The organism is Gluconobacter sp., assembly GCF_047722525.1.
Lineage (GTDB): Bacteria > Pseudomonadota > Alphaproteobacteria > Acetobacterales > Acetobacteraceae > Gluconobacter.
The window spans coordinates 18,911-39,124 of the sequence record NZ_JBDNYY010000019.1 but is presented as its reverse complement, the minus strand read 5'-3'; the positions used below and the strand labels follow the sequence as shown (position 1 = coordinate 39,124).

The 20,214-nt window shown below is 59.8% G+C and carries 21 protein-coding genes and 1 pseudogene; 1 reads left to right on the top strand and 21 read right to left on the bottom strand.

All coding sequences use genetic code 11. From position 1 onward, the window contains the following. Window positions 1–620, top strand: a pseudogene (locus ABF859_RS12945) (conjugal transfer protein TraA); the annotation flags it as partial. Between the two features lie 41 nt (window positions 621–661). On the opposite strand, the gene ABF859_RS12940 reads toward ABF859_RS12945, so the two are convergent. The 21 genes from ABF859_RS12940 to ABF859_RS12840 form a co-directional block, all read right to left on the bottom strand. Continuing rightward, window positions 662–2,911, bottom strand: coding sequence for a type IV secretion protein DotL (locus ABF859_RS12940; protein WP_346006274.1), 2,250 nt, complete (start codon window positions 2,909–2,911; stop codon window positions 662–664). A 2-nt stretch (window positions 2,912–2,913) separates the two neighbouring features. Then, on the bottom strand, window positions 2,914–3,294 hold the full coding sequence (locus ABF859_RS12935) for a hypothetical protein (RefSeq protein WP_346006275.1): 381 nt from the start codon (window positions 3,292–3,294) through the stop codon (window positions 2,914–2,916). A 59-nt stretch (window positions 3,295–3,353) separates the two neighbouring features. Next, on the bottom strand, window positions 3,354–3,725 hold the full coding sequence (locus ABF859_RS12930; RefSeq protein WP_023945843.1) for a hypothetical protein: 372 nt from the start codon (window positions 3,723–3,725) through the stop codon (window positions 3,354–3,356). Further along, entirely contained in the window at window positions 3,722–3,970 is a 249-nt protein-coding gene (icmT, locus tag ABF859_RS12925) for an IcmT/TraK family protein (protein WP_346006276.1), read from the bottom strand. The genes ABF859_RS12930 and icmT overlap by 4 nt, the downstream gene beginning before the upstream one ends. Further along, entirely contained in the window at window positions 3,970–5,079 is a 1,110-nt protein-coding gene (locus tag ABF859_RS12920; RefSeq protein ID WP_415528121.1) for a type IV pilus twitching motility protein PilT, read from the bottom strand. Before ABF859_RS12920 ends, icmT begins: the two co-directional genes overlap by 1 nt. A 2-nt stretch (window positions 5,080–5,081) precedes the next feature. Beyond that, on the bottom strand, window positions 5,082–5,444 hold the full coding sequence (locus ABF859_RS12915; protein ID WP_346006278.1) for a hypothetical protein: 363 nt from the start codon (window positions 5,442–5,444) through the stop codon (window positions 5,082–5,084). Next, window positions 5,441–6,574, bottom strand: a complete 1,134-nt coding sequence (locus tag ABF859_RS12910; protein ID WP_415528120.1) for a hypothetical protein — start codon at window positions 6,572–6,574, stop codon at window positions 5,441–5,443. Before ABF859_RS12910 ends, ABF859_RS12915 begins: the two co-directional genes overlap by 4 nt. Continuing rightward, entirely contained in the window at window positions 6,574–7,509 is a 936-nt protein-coding gene (locus ABF859_RS12905; protein ID WP_061929012.1) for a type IV secretion system DotC family protein, read from the bottom strand. Before ABF859_RS12905 ends, ABF859_RS12910 begins: the two co-directional genes overlap by 1 nt. Continuing rightward, window positions 7,502–7,939, bottom strand: a complete 438-nt coding sequence (locus tag ABF859_RS12900; RefSeq protein ID WP_064275478.1) for a DotD/TraH family lipoprotein — start codon at window positions 7,937–7,939, stop codon at window positions 7,502–7,504. Before ABF859_RS12900 ends, ABF859_RS12905 begins: the two co-directional genes overlap by 8 nt. A gap of 5 nt (window positions 7,940–7,944) precedes the next feature. Continuing rightward, complete coding sequence (locus ABF859_RS12895) at window positions 7,945–8,652, bottom strand: transglycosylase SLT domain-containing protein (RefSeq protein ID WP_415528119.1); 708 nt, start codon at window positions 8,650–8,652, stop codon at window positions 7,945–7,947. Continuing rightward, entirely contained in the window at window positions 8,649–9,440 is a 792-nt protein-coding gene (locus ABF859_RS12890; RefSeq protein WP_415528118.1) for a DUF1796 family putative cysteine peptidase, read from the bottom strand. The genes ABF859_RS12895 and ABF859_RS12890 overlap by 4 nt, the downstream gene beginning before the upstream one ends. After that, a complete protein-coding gene (gene pilV, locus ABF859_RS12885; protein ID WP_023945834.1) occupies window positions 9,437–10,951 on the bottom strand; it encodes a shufflon system plasmid conjugative transfer pilus tip adhesin PilV in 1,515 nt (504 codons plus the stop codon). Before pilV ends, ABF859_RS12890 begins: the two co-directional genes overlap by 4 nt. Next, window positions 10,948–11,424, bottom strand: a complete 477-nt coding sequence (pilM, locus tag ABF859_RS12880) for a type IV pilus biogenesis protein PilM (RefSeq protein WP_415528117.1) — start codon at window positions 11,422–11,424, stop codon at window positions 10,948–10,950. The genes pilV and pilM overlap by 4 nt, the downstream gene beginning before the upstream one ends. Window positions 11,425–11,430: 6 nt before the next feature. Continuing rightward, window positions 11,431–11,937 (bottom strand): type 4 pilus major pilin, encoded by a 507-nt coding sequence (locus ABF859_RS12875; RefSeq protein WP_415528116.1) that lies wholly within the window; start codon window positions 11,935–11,937, stop codon window positions 11,431–11,433. A 76-nt stretch (window positions 11,938–12,013) separates the two neighbouring features. Beyond that, window positions 12,014–13,138 (bottom strand): type II secretion system F family protein, encoded by a 1,125-nt coding sequence (locus tag ABF859_RS12870; RefSeq protein WP_415528115.1) that lies wholly within the window; start codon window positions 13,136–13,138, stop codon window positions 12,014–12,016. Beyond that, window positions 13,135–14,778 (bottom strand): GspE/PulE family protein, encoded by a 1,644-nt coding sequence (locus tag ABF859_RS12865; RefSeq protein ID WP_415528114.1) that lies wholly within the window; start codon window positions 14,776–14,778, stop codon window positions 13,135–13,137. Before ABF859_RS12865 ends, ABF859_RS12870 begins: the two co-directional genes overlap by 4 nt. Before the next feature lie 70 nt (window positions 14,779–14,848). After that, on the bottom strand, window positions 14,849–16,045 hold the full coding sequence (pilO2, locus tag ABF859_RS12860) for a type 4b pilus protein PilO2 (protein WP_415528113.1): 1,197 nt from the start codon (window positions 16,043–16,045) through the stop codon (window positions 14,849–14,851). 7 nt (window positions 16,046–16,052) lie between these two features. Continuing rightward, window positions 16,053–16,553 (bottom strand): type IV pilus biogenesis protein PilP, encoded by a 501-nt coding sequence (gene pilP, locus ABF859_RS12855; RefSeq protein ID WP_415528112.1) that lies wholly within the window; start codon window positions 16,551–16,553, stop codon window positions 16,053–16,055. Between the two features lie 110 nt (window positions 16,554–16,663). Then, window positions 16,664–18,352, bottom strand: coding sequence for a pilus assembly protein PilN (locus tag ABF859_RS12850; protein ID WP_415528111.1), 1,689 nt, complete (start codon window positions 18,350–18,352; stop codon window positions 16,664–16,666). Continuing rightward, complete coding sequence (locus ABF859_RS12845) at window positions 18,349–19,263, bottom strand: TcpQ domain-containing protein (protein WP_415528110.1); 915 nt, start codon at window positions 19,261–19,263, stop codon at window positions 18,349–18,351. The genes ABF859_RS12850 and ABF859_RS12845 overlap by 4 nt, the downstream gene beginning before the upstream one ends. Then, the gene (locus ABF859_RS12840) at window positions 19,260–20,213 is read right to left on the bottom strand and encodes a TrbG/VirB9 family P-type conjugative transfer protein (protein ID WP_415528109.1); all 954 of its coding nucleotides are present in this window, start codon (window positions 20,211–20,213) and stop codon (window positions 19,260–19,262) included. Before ABF859_RS12840 ends, ABF859_RS12845 begins: the two co-directional genes overlap by 4 nt. Window position 20,214 lies beyond the last annotated feature (1 nt).

The window sequence follows — 20,214 nt, the reverse complement described above, 5'->3', positions numbered from 1 at the left end:
ATGCGGCGCAGGGTGTGACGTCCGATGAGCATATCAACGCCATGCCGCGTGGATCCTCGGCCATGACAGGCTTTACCTCCTATGTCGCTGAAAGCCGGCATGTCCATCGCTGCTGGACGGCCGTATCCGAAGGGTCTCTCCGGGAGGCCGAGACGTTTTCGCGGGCTCTGGGTGATATCCGGCCGGTGACGGTTAACGATCTGTATGACCGTCTGGCATCTGACATGGGACGTCATCCCTACAAGTCGCTGGCCGTCGATCTGGCAAAAGCCCGTCTTGCGCACGAAGAAGCCAATACGCGGTGGATCCGGCAGAACCACGTCAATGAGCGGACCCGTCAGAAGGGGCAGTCACCGGGCGGTCAGGTGCGTCGTCAGGTTGAGGAAGCCCCGATCCGGGATGTCCCCCGCGCGCAGTGGGATGATGTCAGTCGCAAGCTGCGCAAGGCCGGCTATGCCGCGCAGGATGCCCTGAATGCAGCGCGGCGGGTTGAAGATCTGCAGGAACGTCGGAGGACGCAACAGGCCGAAGACCGGCTGCAGCGGGCTCGCGCCGTCGCACAGGCAGAAGAGCGGGAGCGCGATCGCACGCGGGTTCGTGGCGCAGGACGGGGGATGTAGGTTTGAAGATGGAGGCGGCACGGGACATGCCGCCTCAGCTGCTATGCGAGTTCTTTGCCACGCGCATAAAGATTCAGGGCATGCGTGACTGCCTCGACGGCCGCCCGCTCATCCAGTCCAAGCGCCGTCTCGAACGTCACCAGCTCGGTCAGGAGTGCTCGGTCAAGATCCGGATGAAGTGATTCCGTCGTGCGGGGCAACTGAGCGGACGGAGGAACGAGGGTCTCAAACAGCTTTGCAAAAGGTTTGTCTTCTGCTGAAGTCTCGTCAGGAAAAAGCAGGTTCAGGAGTTCCTGGGCGTCCTGCAGGGGCGTGCCTTCCGTATTGAGAACGACGCCGAGCCGCTGATACAGATCTCCGAGAACTCCGGTCAGCGGCCGGAGATCAGCTTTTTCGATCCGATCGCGCCCTTCCTGAAGACGCTGAGCCACGTCATCCGCTTCTGTGGCTGGTTCCCCCGAGACGGGGGGTTCAAGAGCGGGAGCCGCTGAAACTGTGGGGAACACCCTGTTCACGCCCTCTGGCTTGATACCGGCATAGAACAGTCGCGTGTAGATGCGCTTTCCCCGGAAGAGAATGATGGCCTGCCCCTGTCGGAGGTTCTGCACATCGCTCCAGGAGATCCGCTTGACGTCCCGGATGTCTGCACGTTGCTGGTCCGCATAGACGCCCAGAGGGTTGGAACTGTCGAAGCCGGGGAGGACGCTGACAGGCATCGTTCCACCTGACTGTTCGATCCACTCCCGGGTTGGACCAGAGTCTTCGATATTTTCAAAGATCTTCAGCTTGGGATTGCCGAGAAGCGGAACGGTCAAATCCTTACCGAGCGTGGCGTAGAGGGTGCCTACTTCCTGAAACGAGATCAGCAGGGAAATGTTCAGCTCGCGACCCAACGCCATCATTGCGTCGATCCCGCGTGTCGCGAACTGACCGACTTCGTCCAGAACCAGAGGATAGGGCACCGTGGAGGACGACGCGCGATTCACGACGCGGTCCTCATAGTCGCCCTCAATCGAGGTGCCGAGTGCCGCCGCAAGTGCGTAACGCAGCGCCGTGATGACGGCCTTGCCCAGGGCGGCGTTCGTGTCCGGGTGGTTTTCGAGCGAGGGGAGAAGAACGACCAGGATGCGCCGATTGAAGATGACGTCCCGGAAGTCCACATCACCGATATTGCACCGGAAGATATGCCCCAGCGTGGAACTCATCTGGGTAAAGGTTTTGCCGAAGCCACCCACCACATAGGAATGCTGCTCGCGAACCTTGTCCTGGTCTCCCACGCTTTTGGTGTTCGAAAAGCCACCCGTCTCTGTCACGTAGTCGCGGACCGGGTTCAGCAGGGTCCGGTCAAACTCGGGCGGCAGTTCGACTTTTCGCGTCTCAGCTGCATCCGCATCATAGTAGGTGAAGATCTGATCCTGGTAGAGATCGCGCAGTTTCACGATGTCAGAGAACATCGTGCGGATCGTCTCGGACATGATCGGAATGCCAAGGTTGTCCCGGACCCAGACGAAGACATAGGACATGCCGCGAATAAGCGCTTCGGCCCTGTCGCGGAAATGCGCGGAGTTACCCCCTCCGCCTTTTTTGTCTTCCGGCAGAAAGAGCGTGAGCAGAAGCTCGGTCATGCCCTCAGCATTGACAGAGGAAAAGGGGTTCCAGGTGTTGGTCTTCCTGTCGCCGGCTGACACCATCATATTGATGAAGCGCAGGTCTGCCTCTCGGCCCCACCGTCTCGCCATGGCTGCAACGGAGAAGGCAAGGTTGTTTGAAGCTTTGCCGTCGACAATCGTAAACCCGCCGCCCTGTGCCAGGGCATTGCACAGAAGACTGTAAATGAACTGCGTTTTGCCGGACCCGGTGGAGCCGGGCAGAATGGCATGCATCGTCATATCATTGCCGGACAGCCAGACCTGTTGGGCCGTGACTTCATCCCAGCCTATCAGCCAGTCTCCAGAAGGCTTGCCCGGGATTTCGACGCCAGGTCGTTTTGGGTCCGGCTGAGGATTGCCGTAGTCCTTTCCCTTTGCGCTGGCCGGCAAGCGAAGAGGCAGCGTCACCGGCCGCGTCAGGACATAGCCGGCATAGGCGACGGCCAATGGTACGATGGCGGTTGTCAGCGCGGGAACAGTGACGGCCACGCCGGCTATTGCAACGAGCCCGATGGACGAGAGCCCGGATCGCAGGATTTCCGCGACCTGGTGAGGAACGCTTCGGGTGTCGCGGAATGCCAGCCCACCCTTTTGTTCGTGAAAATCCTGCGGACCGTCTATGCGGCGTCTGATCGTCGCCATGATTATTCCAGCCCGAACGCTGCGTTGGGTACCGGGGCGGCTTCAGGCGCGGCGGGGATGGAACGGCGTGTCGCGGATTCAGGGGCGCGGAGTAGCGGCATCTGCAAGGTGTCGGTTGTATGTGGACCACTGCTTTTCGCGGGCGACCACAGCCGGTGGCCAACAGCGGCACCGAGAACAATCAGGCAGACGCCAGCGATCATCGGAAGGGGGATACGTCTGGCTCTTTGTGGTTGCCGTTCAGTGGCGATCTCTTCTGCCGGGAAGGGGCGCGGACTGTCAGCCCCCTCTGAAAGCGTGTCATGGTCGAGAACGATGATGGTCCGTTCCCCTTCACGACGAATAGAAACTGACTGTGTGTCAGGTGGAACGGAAATGATCATCGCGGACCTCAGCAAGTTAGACGCCTGTGCAGTATCTGACAGGCGTTTGTGAGTGCGGATCAGCCCGTGACCGTTTGTGTGTAGGTCGTTAGAGCTTCGAGGGTGATGCGTCCTTCAGCATCGGCAATGGTTCTGAGCACAGCGTTGAGTGCCAGAAGAGCGATCGACAGCGGGACATGGTAGAGTCCGGTCAGTGTGTAGCCCGTCACGCTTAGTGTGTCTGGCTCAAGCTTGAGGCCGAAGCCGGCTCCTTTTGTTTCAGATCTCCAGAACTCCTCAGCGAGCCGGAGCAATACCGGCAGAAGCACGTTTGTCTGGGCAACACGCCACGCCGGCAGAGCACCCACACCTGGGATGCCCGTCTCGAAGCGGTATCCCTGCGTCTCAATCAGGGTCGTGCAGCACCGCACCAGGTCATCAAGATCGCTCATGCGTAATCACGCTTTTTCCAGGAGGGAAGACGAGGGCGAACCGGGCCACACAGAATGACCCGGAGCATGCGCACGGCCACGGGAAGCGTCAGGCCGAGCCATGCCAGAATGCTGAAGAACAGCACCCCGATTATGGCGAGGACAAACGTCCATTCGCGCATGTGAGCGATCCAAAGAGCAAATGGTGCAAGCGCACGGGCGTCGATAATGAGAAGGCGGACCGGGTCCGCGGTAAAGCGCCACATCAGTTTTCTTCCTTCATGGCAGCGGCGGCGACGGCTTCTGTGATTCTGCCCTGCTTCACAGCCGCAGCGATGGATTGAGCGAAAGTCTGTCCGTGCTCTTCGACAGCGGCCTGCGTGATGTTCGGCCAGCGATCCCGGGGTGCGTCCAGAAGGCGGGTGCGAATGGCACGGGTCACAGGCAGGAACTCCCGAATGGGTGTCCTCTTGCCGTCGGCCGACTTCAGCAGCCTCTGGTTCACCAGAAGACGGAGGTTCTCGACGAACGAAATTGTCAGGCTGTCCCGCTGATCAGCGGGGCAGAGCGCCTGAACACGTCGGACAGTGGAAGAGCAGCTGTTGGTATGCAGAGAGCTCAGGAGGCGATGGCCGGAAATCCCGGCCTGGATCGACGCTTCCATGGTCTGGGGATCGCGGCACTCGCCCACGACGATGTCGGTTGGCTCCCGACGCATGCACGCGCGGACAAATTCGGCAAAACTCCTGAGGTTACGCGGAATTTCGAGCTGCGTGACTGTTGAGTTGCGACGTTCGATGCGATCATAGAGGATCTCAAGGGGGGCTGACGCTTCGATCAGGTTGCAGTGGATATCCGGATCTTCGAGCCGGGCCCGGTTGATGCCGCCAATCAGCGTTGATTTCCCCGAGCCCGTGGCGCCGCAGATCAGGAAAATACCCTGTTCTCCATGGAGCGCGTCCAGCAGTTGAGGCTCTACGTGCTGGTCCTCCAGCGGGCGGGGGATGTCAACCAGAGGTCGGAAGGTCACCGAAATGCCCGCATCCGCACCGATCTGAGAACTGAGTGCATTCAGGCGAAAGGGGTAACGTCTTTTTTTGCGATCAGGCCAGATTGTATGCCCGACATCGATCGGATCGCCGTTTTTGAGGTTGGTCACTCCCGTCGCTGACCGGAAGATGTAGTTGACGGCGTCCTCGACTTCACCCGGCAGACTGGCATCACGTGTGACCTGATGGTTTTCGCCATGGAGGCGCACCATGACGGGCATGTCTGACTGGATTTCGATCCGGGAGCACTCGGCTTCGGAACACCAGATCAGGAACTGGTCCAGCGTATTGCCCCGCAAGGGCTCGCCGTCGTGTGGCCAGAACATGCTCACCGTGCCTTGTTCCCAAGACGGTTCAGTGTTTCGAACTCATGGATCACTCTCTGGTGGGTCCGGACCAGGTCCTTGGGAAAGCGCTCACGGTCTTCTCCGGGCGACACCCCACCCAGCAGCGCGTCCATGTAACGCGAAATTGGTTCAAGAAGGGACACAGGAGCCGTGGAAACGTCATACCCGTAAAAGGTCTTGCGAGACGCTGCATGTTCGAGCTGAACAAGCGTCAGTGTCATCGCACGATCGAGCTGAAGGGCTGGTACGGCATAATGCTCTGCGACCCAGTCCCGGAGGGTGTAAGCCGCAATGCGCGCACGGATGAAATCAGGCATGAGGTTAAAAATTACGGAATCAGTCATGGTCTGCCGAAAGTCTTGAGAAGGCTGGAGATCTGGGGGGTCGTCAGAGGGCGTCCGGCAAGGCACTCTGCTTTCCAGTGTGCCAGTGCTGCCGCCGCTTCCGGGCAGGAGGCAATCGCCATGACATAAGGTGGGAGTCCGTCACGCGGATAGGACGCAGCGGAGAGAACGAGCCAGAGGTCGCGGTCCAGAAACTGGATGGCTGCGAAAAGCCCTGGGTTGACGACGCCGGCCTTGAGGCGTGCCTCCTGGAGAAGCGACAGGAGTGCTGGTCGCGTAAAGGCATGTTGCTCAGCGATCTTCTGCGTCGAGCGGAAGCTCTCCTTCTTCAGCTGGTTATCAAGGGTAGCCACAAAGGATTTCGACACTTTCGCGAAGTTTGATGGCGCTCCGTCCTTCAAAGTGCCTTTCAGCTGCACAGAGAGGTTTTCCAGGACGCTCTGTGCCTCATCTTTCCGGCGCTGGATGAAGAACGAGAAGGCGACGAACAAGCATTTTTCAGCGACCGACGCTTCCAGGGCCCCACGCCAGGGACGACCAAGTTGCGCCTCCAGTGCCTGAAAAGTGGTCTCGCGGAGCTGGGCAGGAGAGTTGCCTCGCACGTATCGTGCGCGCCATTCTTCAAGGTTCAGCGCAGGATCGAGTGGCGCCAATGGCACTTCAGGTGGTGAGGGGCGCACCAGCTTCAATCCTTTTCCCAGCCACGCTGCGCCCAAAGGATGGATCTCCGCGAGTGCTTTCTGCATGCCCTCGAGACCGAACCGTTTGCGGTGACGTTCCAGCGGCGCGCGGGTCAGGCAGAGGGCCGCGAGAATGACAAGCAGAACAAGAGCGGGCCAGCGGAGAACCGACCCTGTCAGCGTGCAGAGTTCCCAGAGGGTCGATGCAGAGACACGCTCAGGGATGGCGTCCCCAAGATTGACAAGGACCGCGTCGTAACGGTGGGTGAAGAGTCCAATCAGCCTCAGCTCATAGCCCTGCACGAACAGGACGGCTTCGACGATCTGGGTGTGGAACTTCAACCAGAGCAGGAATGAAAACAGAGCAATTCCGACGCAGACGCCGATCAGCAGGCTGGCAATGCGCTCGGGATCGTGAGACCGCGTGTTGGGAGCCGGGTTAACGGGCATTACTGACCTCCTTCTGAAACGTGCCAGTGCGCGCGGTTCGCATCGAGACCAGGCTGACTGCGGATGCGAAGCTCCCGGTCATCGAGACGCATCAGATCTGCGCCGCCCTGGACGTCGCGGTGCAGCTGGGAAACCTCCGGGGCTGCCACCTTTCCGGCCCTTAACAGAACCCTGTAACGGGCCATGCCCATGACATCGCGTTCCATTCGCGACAGATCATCGAGAAAGATCTCGACTGCCTGCCGTTGTCCGGCTGCCCAGCCATAAGCCACCCCGGATCTCCACACCTCAACTTCATGCGGCGTGCGTGGCCGGACCGCGTCGGCTGGCGGGGAAGGGGGGGAGACAGTGCGGACAAGCCATGTGCGCCATTGCGGTACTGCCGTCACAAGCTGCGCGCGGCGCGTAATCTGATAAATCGTGCCTGTTTCACGGGCAGTCTGGCCACTTGGATCGAGAGCGACCGCCATTTGCGCCTCTGTGACCACGGGCGGCCGGATAAGGGTCTGACCGTTGCCGGCGGGGAGCACCAGAGTACGGAAATCCACCTTTTGGTCCAGAACATGGGAATATCGGCGCAGGAGTTCATTGATCGCGTAGGACTCTGCGGCCCGTCCGCCCTGGGCGCCATAGGCCCACGCGGCACTGCGCACGGCGCTGTCGCGTCCATTCCCGCTTTCCTGTTTGGGAGAGTAGCCGGGACGCACGGCCATCATCGCCTCGAGCGACGACGGCCTGTCCACGTCAGGGATATCCGGGGCTTCGGCTGCACCGGTGACAGGCGTATCGATTGCATCGCCCGCTTCCGGGTTGCCGTCGGGTATCTCCGGGACAGGAAGATCCTGAGGGGGCTCAGCGTGTGCAGAGGCGCTGTACGCACAGAGTGATGCCGCAAGGAGGGCTGCCCGACAGGCAGAGTGCCGAGGCTTACGCATTCCAGGTAATCCTTATGACGTGGTGAGGGATATCAACCCAGATGTCGGCATGACCGGATGATGCGGCAGCCATCTCGTCCAGCAGGCGACCGAACGTGGTCGTCTTCTGATCCACTTCTATGATCGGCGGTGCGGCGCATGGCGGGATATCGGTCTGATAGCCGACCCGCGTGGCAATCAGCCGGATGCCCTCATCGAGCGGTCCCTGCCACTGCCATCTGACAGGTCGGTTCATCTCGGCCGGAAGAACGGAGCCCGCCCGTACCAGAGGAAAACGGACGGCACCAATCTGGTCGAGTGCGGACAGAATATGATTCATGTCCTGATCGTAGGGATGCACAGGCGCAGCGGCCTGTTTGCTGCAGGCACAGAGTCCTGACAGCAGCAGAAGGGTAAGGCCGAAGGGTCGGCAGAGAGGGATTTGCCACATGCCGCCTATGATGGCGGAGACGTTTGTGAGTGCGCAGCGATCTGGACGTTTTTCCAGACCTTCCGCTGATAGGCGACATTGTACTTGGGGGTACTGGAATTGTAATTGCCGACGCGTCTCCAGAATTCTGCGGCGTTGTCTGGGGTGTGCCCCCCAAGAGCGCCAGCCAGAACCCAGGCGCCAATATGAATATTCAGACAGCCATCGTTGATGATCTGCTCGCGCGTAATCCCCATGCGGGCGAGTTCCGGCAGGTGCATCGAATTGACCTGGGCAGGACCCATGTCATAGGTGCCGTTCGTGTTCCGGCTGATATGTCCGACCCGACCACCCTCAGTGAGCAGAATGGCCCGGTAGAGGAGTTCAGGCAGATGATACTGCCTGGCAGCATGCGTAACACAGGCCCCAAGAGAGCCCGTAAAACCGGTGGCAGGGGGTGACACCGGCTTGTCCTGCTCCGAACCCCTGGGCGACGATCGGGCTGCGCCAGCCCATGCAAGGATCCATGCTCCGGCCGCAATGTTCATGCAGGCGTTGGACCGGACCTCCTCAGGATCAAATCCGGCGCGCTGGAGGATTGGCAACCACCGAGGGTCGATTTTCATCACCCCAAGGCCCGGCCCCGACGCATGATCTATGACACGCTCAATGGATGCGACCGGCACGCTATAGGCTTGGGCGGCCAGTGCAGCACAGGGCGGAAGTGCTGTCATGGAAGAGCGACCGGATGCAGGTGATACTGATAGATCAGTCGCAGGATCATGAGTTCGTCGAGGACGTCCGGGAAATAGCCAAGAGCGCTTTCGTCGGACACGGGCCTGAAGTCATACAGCCTCGATCCATTCCGTTCCTGAGACAGTTCAAGTCCCACGCTTTCGCCGTTGTCGCGTTGCGGCAGAAGCTGAATCGCCAGAAGCTCGGCGTTGGGCGTGAGGCGGTTGATCAGGTCAACCAGCTCCCTGAAATGCCAGCCAATGGGATTGGAAGGCCGGGAGACCATGACAAAGAGCTTGCCGCTCCTGGATTTCATCAAACGCCGGTGCCGGTCGATACACCGCGTATAATAGTGACGATCTTCAGGGGCCTGCGGATCTTTATGGGGGAACATGTCCTTCACCCCAAAGCGATCACGGAACGCAGCGTGACCGTTCTCGCCCGGTTTCGGGAGAAAATCTGAAAAATTGGTTTCGAGACAGTGGCGGATCATCCCCGGGGTCGCATGGACCCAGTCGAAGGGCAGCGCGCCCATGCGCAGGTCGGCGTTCCGGAGAATGGTCGCTGGCAGACAGTGTGTTCCCAGAGGAATCACATGCTTGACCCGGTGTCCTCCAATCGTTCTGACACCGTAATTCGGCATCTTGGAGGAGCGCCGATGCTTGTAACGACGCAGGGTAGTGCGCAAAGACATGAAGAGTTCCGGCGTAAAGTCATACGTTCCGCTTTTCACACCCGAAACATCAGGCGTGAGCACGGTCTCAGGCAGCGTGAGGGTGTTGCTCATTGGGCGCTGCACAGGTGAAGGGTTGAGTAGCCATAATTGCCGTACCAGATGGTCTCGATCCCGAGGTCTTCTGTGCCGGCAGGGCAGCTGTAGCCGCCCGTGATGCTGTTGGTGCGGTTGTAACCGGCAAAACCGTTTGTGGTGGTGGGCACATACCCTGAAATCTGAGCCTGCGGGGCACGCCAGACACCGCTCTGACAAACCAGAAGCAGTCCCGAGTTATCATTTTTGGTTGCTAATGCGCCGTTCGGACTGCACCCGTTTCCTGGCCACGCGTTGCCGTTATCGGTCCCTAGCCGAACAGTGGTGGCGGAAACATTCCCGGCCCCAAGATCGGCCGCGCTGCCGTCGGCGTGCTGAACATAGGCTGCCCCAGGTGCCCGGATTGCGAGATTGTCATTGTCGCCATAGAAACACGCATTGCCGACATTGAAGGCACAGCCATTCTGCATCACGCGCACCGAGTTCTGAACTTCGAGGCGGTCGCCGATGCTGACATATCCCTGATTGTTCACATAGGTGCTGACGTTTCCGCCTGTACCGACGCCGAGGCCACCCTCGAAATAGCCATCCCAACTATGGACGCCCCCACCCCAGCCGGTTGGCAGACCCACATAAGGGTCATATCCGCGCGTCCCGATGTTAGAACCAAAATGCCCTTGGCCGGCCCATAGATCAGCCGATGACCCATCATAATGCTGCAGAAAGACAGCCCCTGGGGTGCGCACGGCAGCATTATTGTCGTCGCCATAGAGGTAGGCACTCGCGACCTTTACGCCGCCATAGCCGCCGTTCGGATTGCCCCCCGCGAAGACGCCGCGTGTTGCGTTGACATCGTTGGCGTTGTTGATGGTGTTGCCGCCCATATCCAGCGGGGCGAGCATCTTGTTCAACTCGGGGTGTCCGGCAACAGCGGTACGGTACAGATAGTCGTTCGTTGTCACGCCAGCGTCTGATGACCCCGCGCCGGCAGAGACCAGACCAACAAGATGTCCGGGTCCAGGGTTGGGGAGGCCTGCCATGTTGAAACGCCAGGTTCCGCTTGCACCGTAGGCCGTGTCGGCCGTCAGCCCACCAAGCATGCCGTCATAGGGAACAAAGCCACCCTGATGGCCAGTCATGGCCGCGACAGAGACTTCGTCCTTTGGAATGTAGGACGTACCGCCGCTGCTCTCGATGACAGCACTCAGCACACCGGAGGTTGGTTGCTGGATATAGACGCTCCAGGCCTGTCCATCCGGATTTGTCGCCGTAAATGCAGGCGGGAGGTCGTGCTCACTGATGAGCGTTGACAGCGCAATCTGCGTGGTCCCGCCGACCGGAATAGCAGCCGTCAGTTCGCTGGTGTGCGCGTTTTCATATTGTCCGGCCGCCCGGATCAGGTCCTGGAACTGGCCAGCGGTCACCGCAAGGCTTCCCTGACGCGTGCCATTCTCGACCATGGAATAATAGCGCGGCAGGATCATGATTCCGATGACCGTGGCGATCATCAGTGCGACGATTGTGTTCATTGATATCCCGTGCCGCTCAGGCTGATGTAGGAAACGGCGTCGCCATCTGGCACTGCAACCGGAAGGGCTCCCATGTCACCCGAGGCTGGCGTGAACCAGTGCCCGCTTTGCGCTGTTCCAAGGGAGAGATCGCCATTCGCCAGCAGGATTGCCTGCGATATATCTGCGGCTTCCATCGGCATCCACGCGATGACCGATACTGACTGGCCCGTCCCCATAATGCTGTTCTGTGCGGCTGCGACCAGGGCGGCGTTGCTGCCAAGCGTCAAGGCGCTCAGAGGCACGGAGGATCGGGTTGCCGGATGGTTTTCGACATAGAGAAGCAGGGCTGCTTTGTAAGAAAGCCAGGCCTGTGCAGTCCCAGTCGCTGACACCAGCGGGGACGGCAGGTTCTGTCGCTGGATGACCCGAAGGCCATCCATTGAACTTGCGGCCATGATCACCAGAGCCAAGGCGAGAAAGACATAGGCCATCCGTCGTCAGTTCGAATATTCGAAAGTGACACTGACCTGCGACACCCCGGAGGTTGCGTTGCAGTTATTCGCGATATTGATTGCGGCCTGGGGATCGGACATTGCGACTTCGGAGCCGTTAATGGCCACGCGATCAGCGTTCTGGCTTCGTGCGAAGGTGGCGCATGCATCACCGTCCACATTCGTCCAGGCCTCGGAATGGCCCTGGTTCCACGGGGCAATCGTTACCTGGGAGTTGCCCCATGGGCCAAGAATGGTCGTTCCGTCACCATTCTGCATTGACTTGGGAACAAGCCCCGCCTTGATGGCGACGGAATTATCGAGACCGGTATAACTACGGGTCGTCATGCCGCCATTGATGTAACCGCTGATGTTCGTCGCAAGCTGGCTCTGTTCTGACGCTGCGGTACTGCCGTTGTTTTTTGCAAACACGGCATAGCCCCCGACAAGGACGGCGATCAGTGCAAGAAGCACCGCCCCGGCCTTGATAAGGAGTGAGACAATCTGATCCATGATAATTCTCCCTGATATGGTCCTGGGAGCATTATCGAACGGGTCTTTGTGAGTGCGGACACGACCGGGCTGTCAGTTACATCGGGCCGATATCGCTCATGCCGGAACCGATGTTGTTGGAGGCTACGATCAACGCGCCGGCAATCAGCATCATCATTGCGTTGGCAAAGCCTTTTGCTGCGGCCGCCTGCTCCAGGGTGGTGAACTCGATCTCATCAGCCCAGGCGCGACTGGACTGCAAGAGACGGTCATAGGCCCCTTTTCCGCCCCAGCTGGCCTCGATGTCGTCAATGACTTCCGGAGACGGGAAAGCAAACCCGGAATCTTCCATAGCCTCGGGCAGGGACATGCCCCTTGGACCCAGACGATCGAGAATGGCTTCGAGGCGTTCACGAAGCCAGGGTGTGGCAACCTGCATCTGATGGGTGAGGGCCTCCGTATCTGTCATCCCGGCCCGAACCAGCGCGATAAAGCTCGAGATCCAGATGTAACCCTGAATATTGCGATAGATGGACCACGGCGCTGCCCGCTCAAGGATCACCCGGAGAGGGCCTGTGAGCTTTGTGAGACTGAGCCAGAGCAGCACGAATGCCCCAACAAGGCCACTGAGGATCAGAACACCATTCAGGCCGGTCGCAAGACTACTGGCAAAAACAAGAACCTCCTGCGAAGTGCTTGCCTTCATCTTCATGCCGCCGTTCATGAGTAACGACGGGATGACCATTTTCGCGATCGTGTAGAGGAACGCGAAGATGATTCCGACATACATCAGAGGCTGGCCGATCGCACTTCTGGCCGCCCGCATGATGCGTCCCACCCGGGTTTTGATATCGCACAGGAGGTCCATTGCAGAGGCGATATCGTCTCCTTTCTCGCCCGAGAGGATCATCATGTATTCGTCATGAGGGACGTAAGGCCTTAGCGCCTCGGCGAAGCTCATCCCCTGAGCGGCCATTCTATGTAGCACCTTGTTCAGGATCCGTGGCACGGAGGTCTTTTTCCTGCGCTCCTGCTGACGGATATACAGGAGCATAATGCGTTCCAGCTCCGATCCCTGCCTGAGCCTGATGGCAATCATCCGATACAGTCGCGCCCTTGTCCGCCATGTAAAGGCGACGTGAATATCCATCCACTGTGCAAGGTCCTGGGTGAGCCGCGGCTTTTCAGCCGCTGCAGACGTATAGACAATCCGAAGGCTCATGACAGTGCCGCCCCTGACAGTCGCTCGCTCATGACGGCGTCCCGTGTTCGGATCCGATCAACGGTGGCCGTAACGGCAAATGGATCGACCAGTCCCTGAAAGACACGGCCCATCGCTGTCTCGACCATCGAGGGATCGGCATCCGGGCGTGCCCTGAACCGATGCCGGGCGATGGCAACACCATGATTGACGAAGTCAGACATCAGCTGTTCGTCCGTTTCGACAACCTCGGCAACCGTGGTTCGCCCGGAAATGCCAGTACCGAAGCAATGCGGGCACCCTGGCCCTTTTCTGCGGACAGCACTGAGATCGTCGCCCCACGTCGGAACGGCTTCGCATGTCCTGCGTGGCAGTCTTTCGTCAGAGACGGTCCACGGAAGCGCACAGTGTTTGCAAAGAACGGGAAGCAGACGTTGCGCGACAACGCCCCGGACGATGGAGGCATTACAGGTTGTGCGAAAACTCAGTCGCTCGAAATCCATGTTCTGAAACCGCAAAGGGTAATCGAACGGATCGTCCACATGGAGCGTGCTCATCACAAAGTGCCCCGTCTGCGCGGAATCAAACGTGGTCAGGGCGACTTCGCTATCGCGCATTTCTGCGATGGACAGGTCATCCGGATCCATACGCAGCGCAGTCCTCAGGCGTGCACGGAACTCACGACCGGCTTCTTCGGATGTCAGGGCATTCGAGATGTCGAGCTGAATACCCCAGTGCATGGGATACTCAGCAGGCTGGGCGATCTCGACCAGGCGCCTTTCAGGCTGGGTTCGGGCTTTGTGCAACGCGAGCTCGTAGAGCAGGGTTGTTTTCCCGGACCCGGTGGGGCCGGTGCAAATCAGCACGCCTGAAGGCGAGACGGCGATGTTCAGGATGCGGTCGACCTGGCTTTGCGTGAACCCGTAGTCGAGCAGTTTGAGCTTGCCTTCAGGTCTGCGCGGGGTTCGGAACGCGGTCTGCCGCTGCGGCTGGCTTCGTCGATTGCCTCCGGATTTCACGTACTGAAGACGGATGACCATGAACTTTCCGCCTTCGGACACCGGAAGGCACGGTCCTTTGACAATACGGACGTTGGCGAGTCCCGTTCCCTTGAGAATATCGCCAGCAATCGCCGCGTCCTGAAACGACAGGTCGCTGTAGGCGCTGTCACGGGACGTCGCCATTGTGTACATGGCCCGCAACAGACGATCCGCGTGATCGTTCGTCAGCTCATGTGCAACCACGAGTGAGCCGTTGATTCGAAACTGAACCTCGGTGTGGCGCTCCTTCCGGTGGAGGTGGATGTCAGACACACCGCTTTCTGCCCCCTCGCGAAGAAGAGCCAGTGCTTCATCCCGGACTTCGGCGTCTTCCCCGTCGTCAGTATCCGAATGGCTCCCCGTTTCATGCGCACTCTGAATGCGGGCTGTGACGTCACTGATCGGTTCCCAGACAACCTTCAGGCAATCGAGCTGAGGGTGGCGGCGCGTATTGGCAATCCAGTCGAGAGCGTCTGTTGAACGCTGCAGTCTCTGGTTCACATAAACAGTCTGGTTCACCGGATCGAGATGGATCTGGCTTCGCAATCCTGTTGGAATTGTCAGGACATTCGACGACGTCCCGGCCTTCTTCGGCGTGGTCTTTTTGAGAAAAGCGAGCATTTGTATGGTCTCTCAGGTCTGGCGCTGCACAAGGTGCGGTCCGGGCGACAGTCGGCCGCGCTCCTGTGGCCTAGTTTGGGGTCCGCGGGGATTGCTTCGGCGTCGTAGTGAGAGGCGCAAGCGTGTGCGTGAATGAAACCTGAATCTGCCAGGGACCCGTCCGCGACGCCGACTGGGCGGGCAGGACCGTCCGTGAAAGGGATGTGACCCTGAGGTTCCCAAAGGCGTCCCATGGAATGTCGCGAGGGTCAGTCTGCAGCGTGAAGGACATTCGGGTCGTCTCTGTGGGCACCTGTCTTCCGTCCACCAGAAGATTAAGCTTTGACGAATTGAGCGCAGGTGTAACCCCGTTGCGCTGCAGGATGCCGAGAAGCGTTCGTTCATTATAATCCGCTATCGTGTCCTGACGTTTCCTGAAGCTGTAGGACAGAGGACGGTGCGTCACGATGGCGTTTCCGTTGTCCATAAGTTCGCCGTCAGGGGCGTCAGCCATATCGCCTCCGGTTCGGTACCAATGCAGATCGATGACGTCGCCTTTGCAGGACGCATGATCCAGGGTCCATCCGGCCGCAAACGGAGAGACGGGGATCATCGAGAGGCATCCGTCGATCCATTCCGACGGAGGGGGCTCACGCTTTGCGATGACTTTTGGAACGCGTTTCGCGCTCTCTATCAGGGCTTTTCGAGCAAGCTCCCGACGTTGGTCCAGAACATGCTGATGGTAGAAATACCATGCGATCCCGGTGAGGAAGAAAAGGCCGACGACAACGGCCGCAGACGTATAGAGGGGGGCCAGAGAGGTTGACCGGACCTTGAGAGGTGCGTCCGGAAGATCCTCTAAAAGCGCTTCAAATTCGCGGGACGAGAGAAGATCTCTCTGGTCGAACGGATAACCGGAGAAGGTTGAGCGAACAGCTTCGATCGCCTCTTCACGATAGACGCCGTCTGACCCCGGCAAAGGGAGCCCTTCTTCGTCGGTGGCAATGACCCAGAACTGGTCAATCCCCACCTCGTATTCGCCGTAATATCGCCCCCCGAATTTCTCGCTGATGGCGAGTGCGAGGCTATGAAACGGCTCTTTGGTGTCAACGGTATCAGCAGACAGAAACCCGACATGCTGCGGGTAAGTCCTGCTTTGCACAAAGTAGTTGCTGCTGAACGCACTGGCGACCTTGTGGACCGTCATCAGGGAGGGGGAGCGCTCAAAGCTGCGCCACCTCAGATCACCGACCCAGATCCGTCTCTCGCTGCGGATGAAGAATGCCATCGGCCCCTCAGCGCGTGTAGGTCGGTGGGGGGAGCGTGTTTGACGCGCCCGGAATGGCGATGATCTGCGTGCCGCTCGGCTGGCTGCCGGTTGCGTTCAGGCGGCTTCTGATCCCGTTTGAAGAGATCTGGACGCCTGAAGACGTCACCGCGAGCACGACGCTTCCGTCCGGGAGCGTAACCCCTTTTGAGACTTCAGAGGTGCTCCCGTCTGCAAACCTGAGAATGGCAGACGCCGTGTGATTGTAGGGATCAACCAGCAAAGCGTCATAGGTGGGAGGCTTGGGCACGCTTCTGGGGATGGGGTGATCCTCATTCGGTGCCTCACGTGGGAGTGGCGAAAGCGGCGGTCCCTGCATCGTATCAAGCGCCGCCCGGGGCGCCTGTCCCTGGACCTGCTTCTCATTCTGCTTGCGCTCGTTCGCAGCGATGGCCGTTGTCAGGTCGGACGCTGCCTTTGCCTGTTGAAGATACGTCAGACAGGCGTTGTTCTGATCAATCTGCGCCATGCTCAGAACCTCACCTGCGGCAGGTTCGTTGAGGTGCTTTGCGCAATCGAGCGCTGCAGCGTGCGCCAGGCCAGGCAGAGTAAAAACAATCGCTGCTGTGATGAGGTGTTTCATAGGGTACGAGCCTCGACCGTGACGACAACATGTGTTTTGGAGACCTGGGCGTCGCCGCCGCCACCTGTGACCCAGTTCAGGGCTGAGCCGACACCGTTGCGTGTTCGGGACGTTGCGTCGTCGACATATCCGCTCAGGACGAGGGTTGAACCATTCTGCAGAGCCACTGTGTCATCAAGCGACGTGTTCGAGCTCTTGGGCGCCTGAAGGCTGGAGCCATTGGACGTGATCGTCTGAATCGACAGGAGTGTCTGGAGGAGGAAATTTACCCTCAGCAGAATGCGGTTATCGACGATCTTCGGCGTCACCGACCCCATGAAGCCTGACATGATAACCCCTGGAGACAGAGAGTTGGCAGATCCGGCATTGGTCGCGAGTGTCGTCGTCGTATTGGCAAGATATGTCGTGTTGATACCGTTCTGGAACGGGGCGGTAACGCCGTTGGTCGTCACCACGCCCCGATCATACTGTTCGGTGACGTTTCCGAGTTGCTGAAGCGCCTGGACGACAAACTTGGTCCCGGAGAACTGTCCTGTTGCTCCGGTCGCCGTGTCGAGAATGGACGCGCCGAAGCTGAAGGGGGTGTCCGCACTCTGCAGGGCCGGGATCGCAGCAGGCATCGCTGCCATTCCGAACGCCTTGCCGTAGTTCTTGAGGGCAAGCTGCGGGCTCCATCCGTAATTGCTCTCATGGGAGACTTTGACGGTATAGACGTGGACTTCGACCGCGACCTGTTTCATCAGGCCATCGTTCAGGTTTTTCATCCAGTCATCGACACGTGCAATCTGGTCAGGCGTTCCGGTGGCCGACAGCGTGCCCAGGCCTTCATCCGCGACGACGCTTGCCCCTCCTGATACGATCTGCGCCGTGTGTTCGATGGTCTTCCAGCGATTGGTCTTGCTGGTGCTCGATACCGAGGCGATGCCAGAAGATTGTCCTGAAGACTGACCCGACGAGCTTCCTGAGCCGGAAGACGCCCCGCTCGCCCCCGAACCTCCCGAGGATGACCCTGAGGATCCTGAGCCGCCCCCCGTATAGGCTATGATGGACGTGTTCGCCTGTGTGTCACCCGCAAAGGCAGGGACGGTAAAGGTCTTGGTGAGCGTGCGATAAAACTCGACATGGCCGTCGACAAAGCGCTGCCAGACCCCAAAGCGCGTGGCGAGAGCCTGGAACACGCCTTCGCGTGTGCCGTCATACTTTAGCCAGTCACCGCTCCCGCTCCAGCCCTGCTTCGCGCTCCTCCCCTTGTTTCCCAGGGCGGCCGACATGGCTGACATCACTGGCGGCGGGGGGAGATTTGTACCGTTGAAACTGACGGATCGGGCCGTCTCCGTACCGATTTCCCCACCATCGTCCGCATCTTCTGCATCCGGCATGATCCTGACAGGAACGCTTGTCAGACGGCTGGCCAGAATGGCGGCATCCCGCAAAGACGTTGGACGTGCAATCGTGATGGCGGCCGGATGTTTCAGGAGGTCTGGAATGGGATCGACATCTTTAATCGCGTCACCGAGAAGCCAGGGCTTGTCGCTCTCTGAAATGACCGGGATGTTCGGGACGTGCTGACGCTCGGCCGTATTCATGACATCGGCTTCGCGATGCTGGGCATCCTGAAAATCCTGGCATCCGGAGAGAAGTGTACCGGCTGCCAGTGTTGCCAGGACTGTGGTGCGTAGTGTCATCGGCCGCCTCCTGGCGAGGTTACAACGAGGTATCTGTTAGGGGTGTGGAACTCTGCCCGGATGGACTTCCCTTCGTCCGACACTGTCTGGATGACGGACGACATGACGGTCTTGAAATCGCCGTTGAAGGTAGTCATGGCTGGCACCATCCAGTTCAAAGAGGCTGGCCAGCTGATCTTCCATCCAGCGCGATCGGCCCAGGCCATCATCTGGTCCCGGATGGGTTGCCCCTCCACGAGCGTCCAGACTTCCGCAGGGGGCTGAAGCTTCACCAGTGCCGGATGCTCCGGAACGACGGGTGCCAGCGCAGGCAGTGGTTTGGCGACGACAGCGTCCGGATGGGGTTGAATGACCGGGCTTTGTGGGGCGAGCTGGACTGGACCGGATGGTGGGGGCTGCTGAGGCTTTTCAGGGGCAGGCGGCCCTGAAACCAGAACGTCCTGTTCAGGGATCTGGAGCGTCAGGGACGCACCGCTCCGGAGGCTACAGCTCCCCTTGCGCCTCAATGCTCCGGTGCTGTCATGTCCGTAAAGGCAGGTTGCAACAGCATCTTCGACATCCAGTTCCACCAGAAGATCCGCCCCCAGGGGAGAGACGGCATAACGCACGGTCTGCGCCCCCGGATAGGGCATGCCCTGTGGTGAGAGCGCGAAGCCCCGCTCGCGCAGGGTGTCCGTGAGCAGGGTCTGGGCGTGAGCGTCATCCGGGCCGGTATAGGGCGCAAGGCGCAGGACTGTCCGCCCGGCATCGAGACTATGGGCAAGAATGTCTGCGATAAAGACGGTGAGGGCGGACGTGTCTCGAAAGCCGGCTCCGCTGATATGGGACGTTTGCGATGGCGGAACTTCGGCACAAGCGCTCAGGAAAGCGAGCAGCGACGCCGCGGTGAGAGCATAAGGACGGCGCGTCATGCCTTCCCTCCATGAGAAATGCGAATTGTAGGGGAGTCCGGCTCACTGCCGATCAGCAGGGCGTCGCTCACGGGAAGGTCGACGACATAAGAGTCGCCAACGGTTCGATATGGCTGGGTGCCTACGGTCGAAGGCGCCAGTACGACCAGACGGGGCGCATGATTGATCCCGCCCGGAGGGAACTGGATGTATGTGTGAGCGCCCTCACGGTAGATACGCAGCGGCTTCCACGAGGGACTGGCTCCGGTCATCTGGAAGTTGAAATCCGGCGTATTCAGTCGGGCCAAAGCCTCCGGTGATGGGGGAGGTTCGGGTTGGATCTGCGGGTCTGCGGACGCATAGCTGAAGGCTACGCTTTTCATGGAAGGACCAGTCGGATCGAGGAGGGCAACGTATGCGCGTCGGCTGGTCGCGAGGTGCAGGACCGACTGTTGGGCTGAAGGACCCGGAGTCAGCGCTACAGCCCACGCGGCGTGAATACCCCGGGTTCCCCGCACCAGATCTGTCCGCCACCCGGCCCTGGGTTCCACGGAAAGAGCGCCTTCTTCGACGGTCTCTCCGGGCTGCAGGCGCAGGATACACAGCGCTCCATTGGCACAATGTATCCGAGCATAGCCTTCCCCATACGCGAACCATGTCAGGCCTGCCCTGCCGGGAAGCGGGTTTGCTTCGTGCGCTGCGGTTGCAGGGGGGGCGATCGGCAGGGAGGAGGCCTGGGGCTGTGGCGCAAGAGTGATCGGGTGGGAGGGCGTGACAGCAAGCGCGGTTGTCTGTCGAGCCGGCGTGTCGATCCTCTGGTTCAGGCTCCCTAAAAAGCCGTTGATGCGATCAAGGCTTTTTTGCAGGGCCAGCTCGGGTGATGGCATCCCCGGGACATCGACTGTCACCGGGGTTTCGGTGTTAGCACCTGCACACCCGCTGAGCGCTGCAAGACCAACGAGGGGAAGCATG

Bases quoted from the DNA above. Each gene is read 5' to 3' on its own strand.
- ABF859_RS12940 (WP_346006274.1), bottom strand. From the start codon at position 2,911: ATGGCGACGATCAGACGCCGCATAGACGGTCCGCAGGATTTTCACGAA.
- ABF859_RS12935 (WP_346006275.1), bottom strand. From the start codon at position 3,294: ATGATCATTTCCGTTCCACCTGACACACAGTCAGTTTCTATTCGTCGT.
- ABF859_RS12930 (WP_023945843.1), bottom strand. From the start codon at position 3,725: ATGAGCGATCTTGATGACCTGGTGCGGTGCTGCACGACCCTGATTGAG.
- icmT (WP_346006276.1), bottom strand. From the start codon at position 3,970: ATGTGGCGCTTTACCGCGGACCCGGTCCGCCTTCTCATTATCGACGCC.
- ABF859_RS12920 (WP_415528121.1), bottom strand. From the start codon at position 5,079: ATGTTCTGGCCACACGACGGCGAGCCCTTGCGGGGCAATACGCTGGAC.
- ABF859_RS12915 (WP_346006278.1), bottom strand. From the start codon at position 5,444: ATGACTGATTCCGTAATTTTTAACCTCATGCCTGATTTCATCCGTGCG.
- ABF859_RS12910 (WP_415528120.1), bottom strand. From the start codon at position 6,574: ATGCCCGTTAACCCGGCTCCCAACACGCGGTCTCACGATCCCGAGCGC.
- ABF859_RS12905 (WP_061929012.1), bottom strand. From the start codon at position 7,509: ATGCGTAAGCCTCGGCACTCTGCCTGTCGGGCAGCCCTCCTTGCGGCA.
- ABF859_RS12900 (WP_064275478.1), bottom strand. From the start codon at position 7,939: ATGTGGCAAATCCCTCTCTGCCGACCCTTCGGCCTTACCCTTCTGCTG.
- ABF859_RS12895 (WP_415528119.1), bottom strand. From the start codon at position 8,652: ATGACAGCACTTCCGCCCTGTGCTGCACTGGCCGCCCAAGCCTATAGC.
- ABF859_RS12890 (WP_415528118.1), bottom strand. From the start codon at position 9,440: ATGAGCAACACCCTCACGCTGCCTGAGACCGTGCTCACGCCTGATGTT.
- pilV (WP_023945834.1), bottom strand. From the start codon at position 10,951: ATGAACACAATCGTCGCACTGATGATCGCCACGGTCATCGGAATCATG.
- pilM (WP_415528117.1), bottom strand. From the start codon at position 11,424: ATGGCCTATGTCTTTCTCGCCTTGGCTCTGGTGATCATGGCCGCAAGT.
- ABF859_RS12875 (WP_415528116.1), bottom strand. From the start codon at position 11,937: ATGGATCAGATTGTCTCACTCCTTATCAAGGCCGGGGCGGTGCTTCTT.
- ABF859_RS12870 (WP_415528115.1), bottom strand. From the start codon at position 13,138: ATGAGCCTTCGGATTGTCTATACGTCTGCAGCGGCTGAAAAGCCGCGG.
- ABF859_RS12865 (WP_415528114.1), bottom strand. From the start codon at position 14,778: ATGCTCGCTTTTCTCAAAAAGACCACGCCGAAGAAGGCCGGGACGTCG.
- pilO2 (WP_415528113.1), bottom strand. From the start codon at position 16,045: ATGGCATTCTTCATCCGCAGCGAGAGACGGATCTGGGTCGGTGATCTG.
- pilP (WP_415528112.1), bottom strand. From the start codon at position 16,553: ATGGCGCAGATTGATCAGAACAACGCCTGTCTGACGTATCTTCAACAG.
- ABF859_RS12850 (WP_415528111.1), bottom strand. From the start codon at position 18,352: ATGACACTACGCACCACAGTCCTGGCAACACTGGCAGCCGGTACACTT.
- ABF859_RS12845 (WP_415528110.1), bottom strand. From the start codon at position 19,263: ATGACGCGCCGTCCTTATGCTCTCACCGCGGCGTCGCTGCTCGCTTTC.
- ABF859_RS12840 (WP_415528109.1), bottom strand. From the start codon at position 20,213: ATGCTTCCCCTCGTTGGTCTTGCAGCGCTCAGCGGGTGTGCAGGTGCT.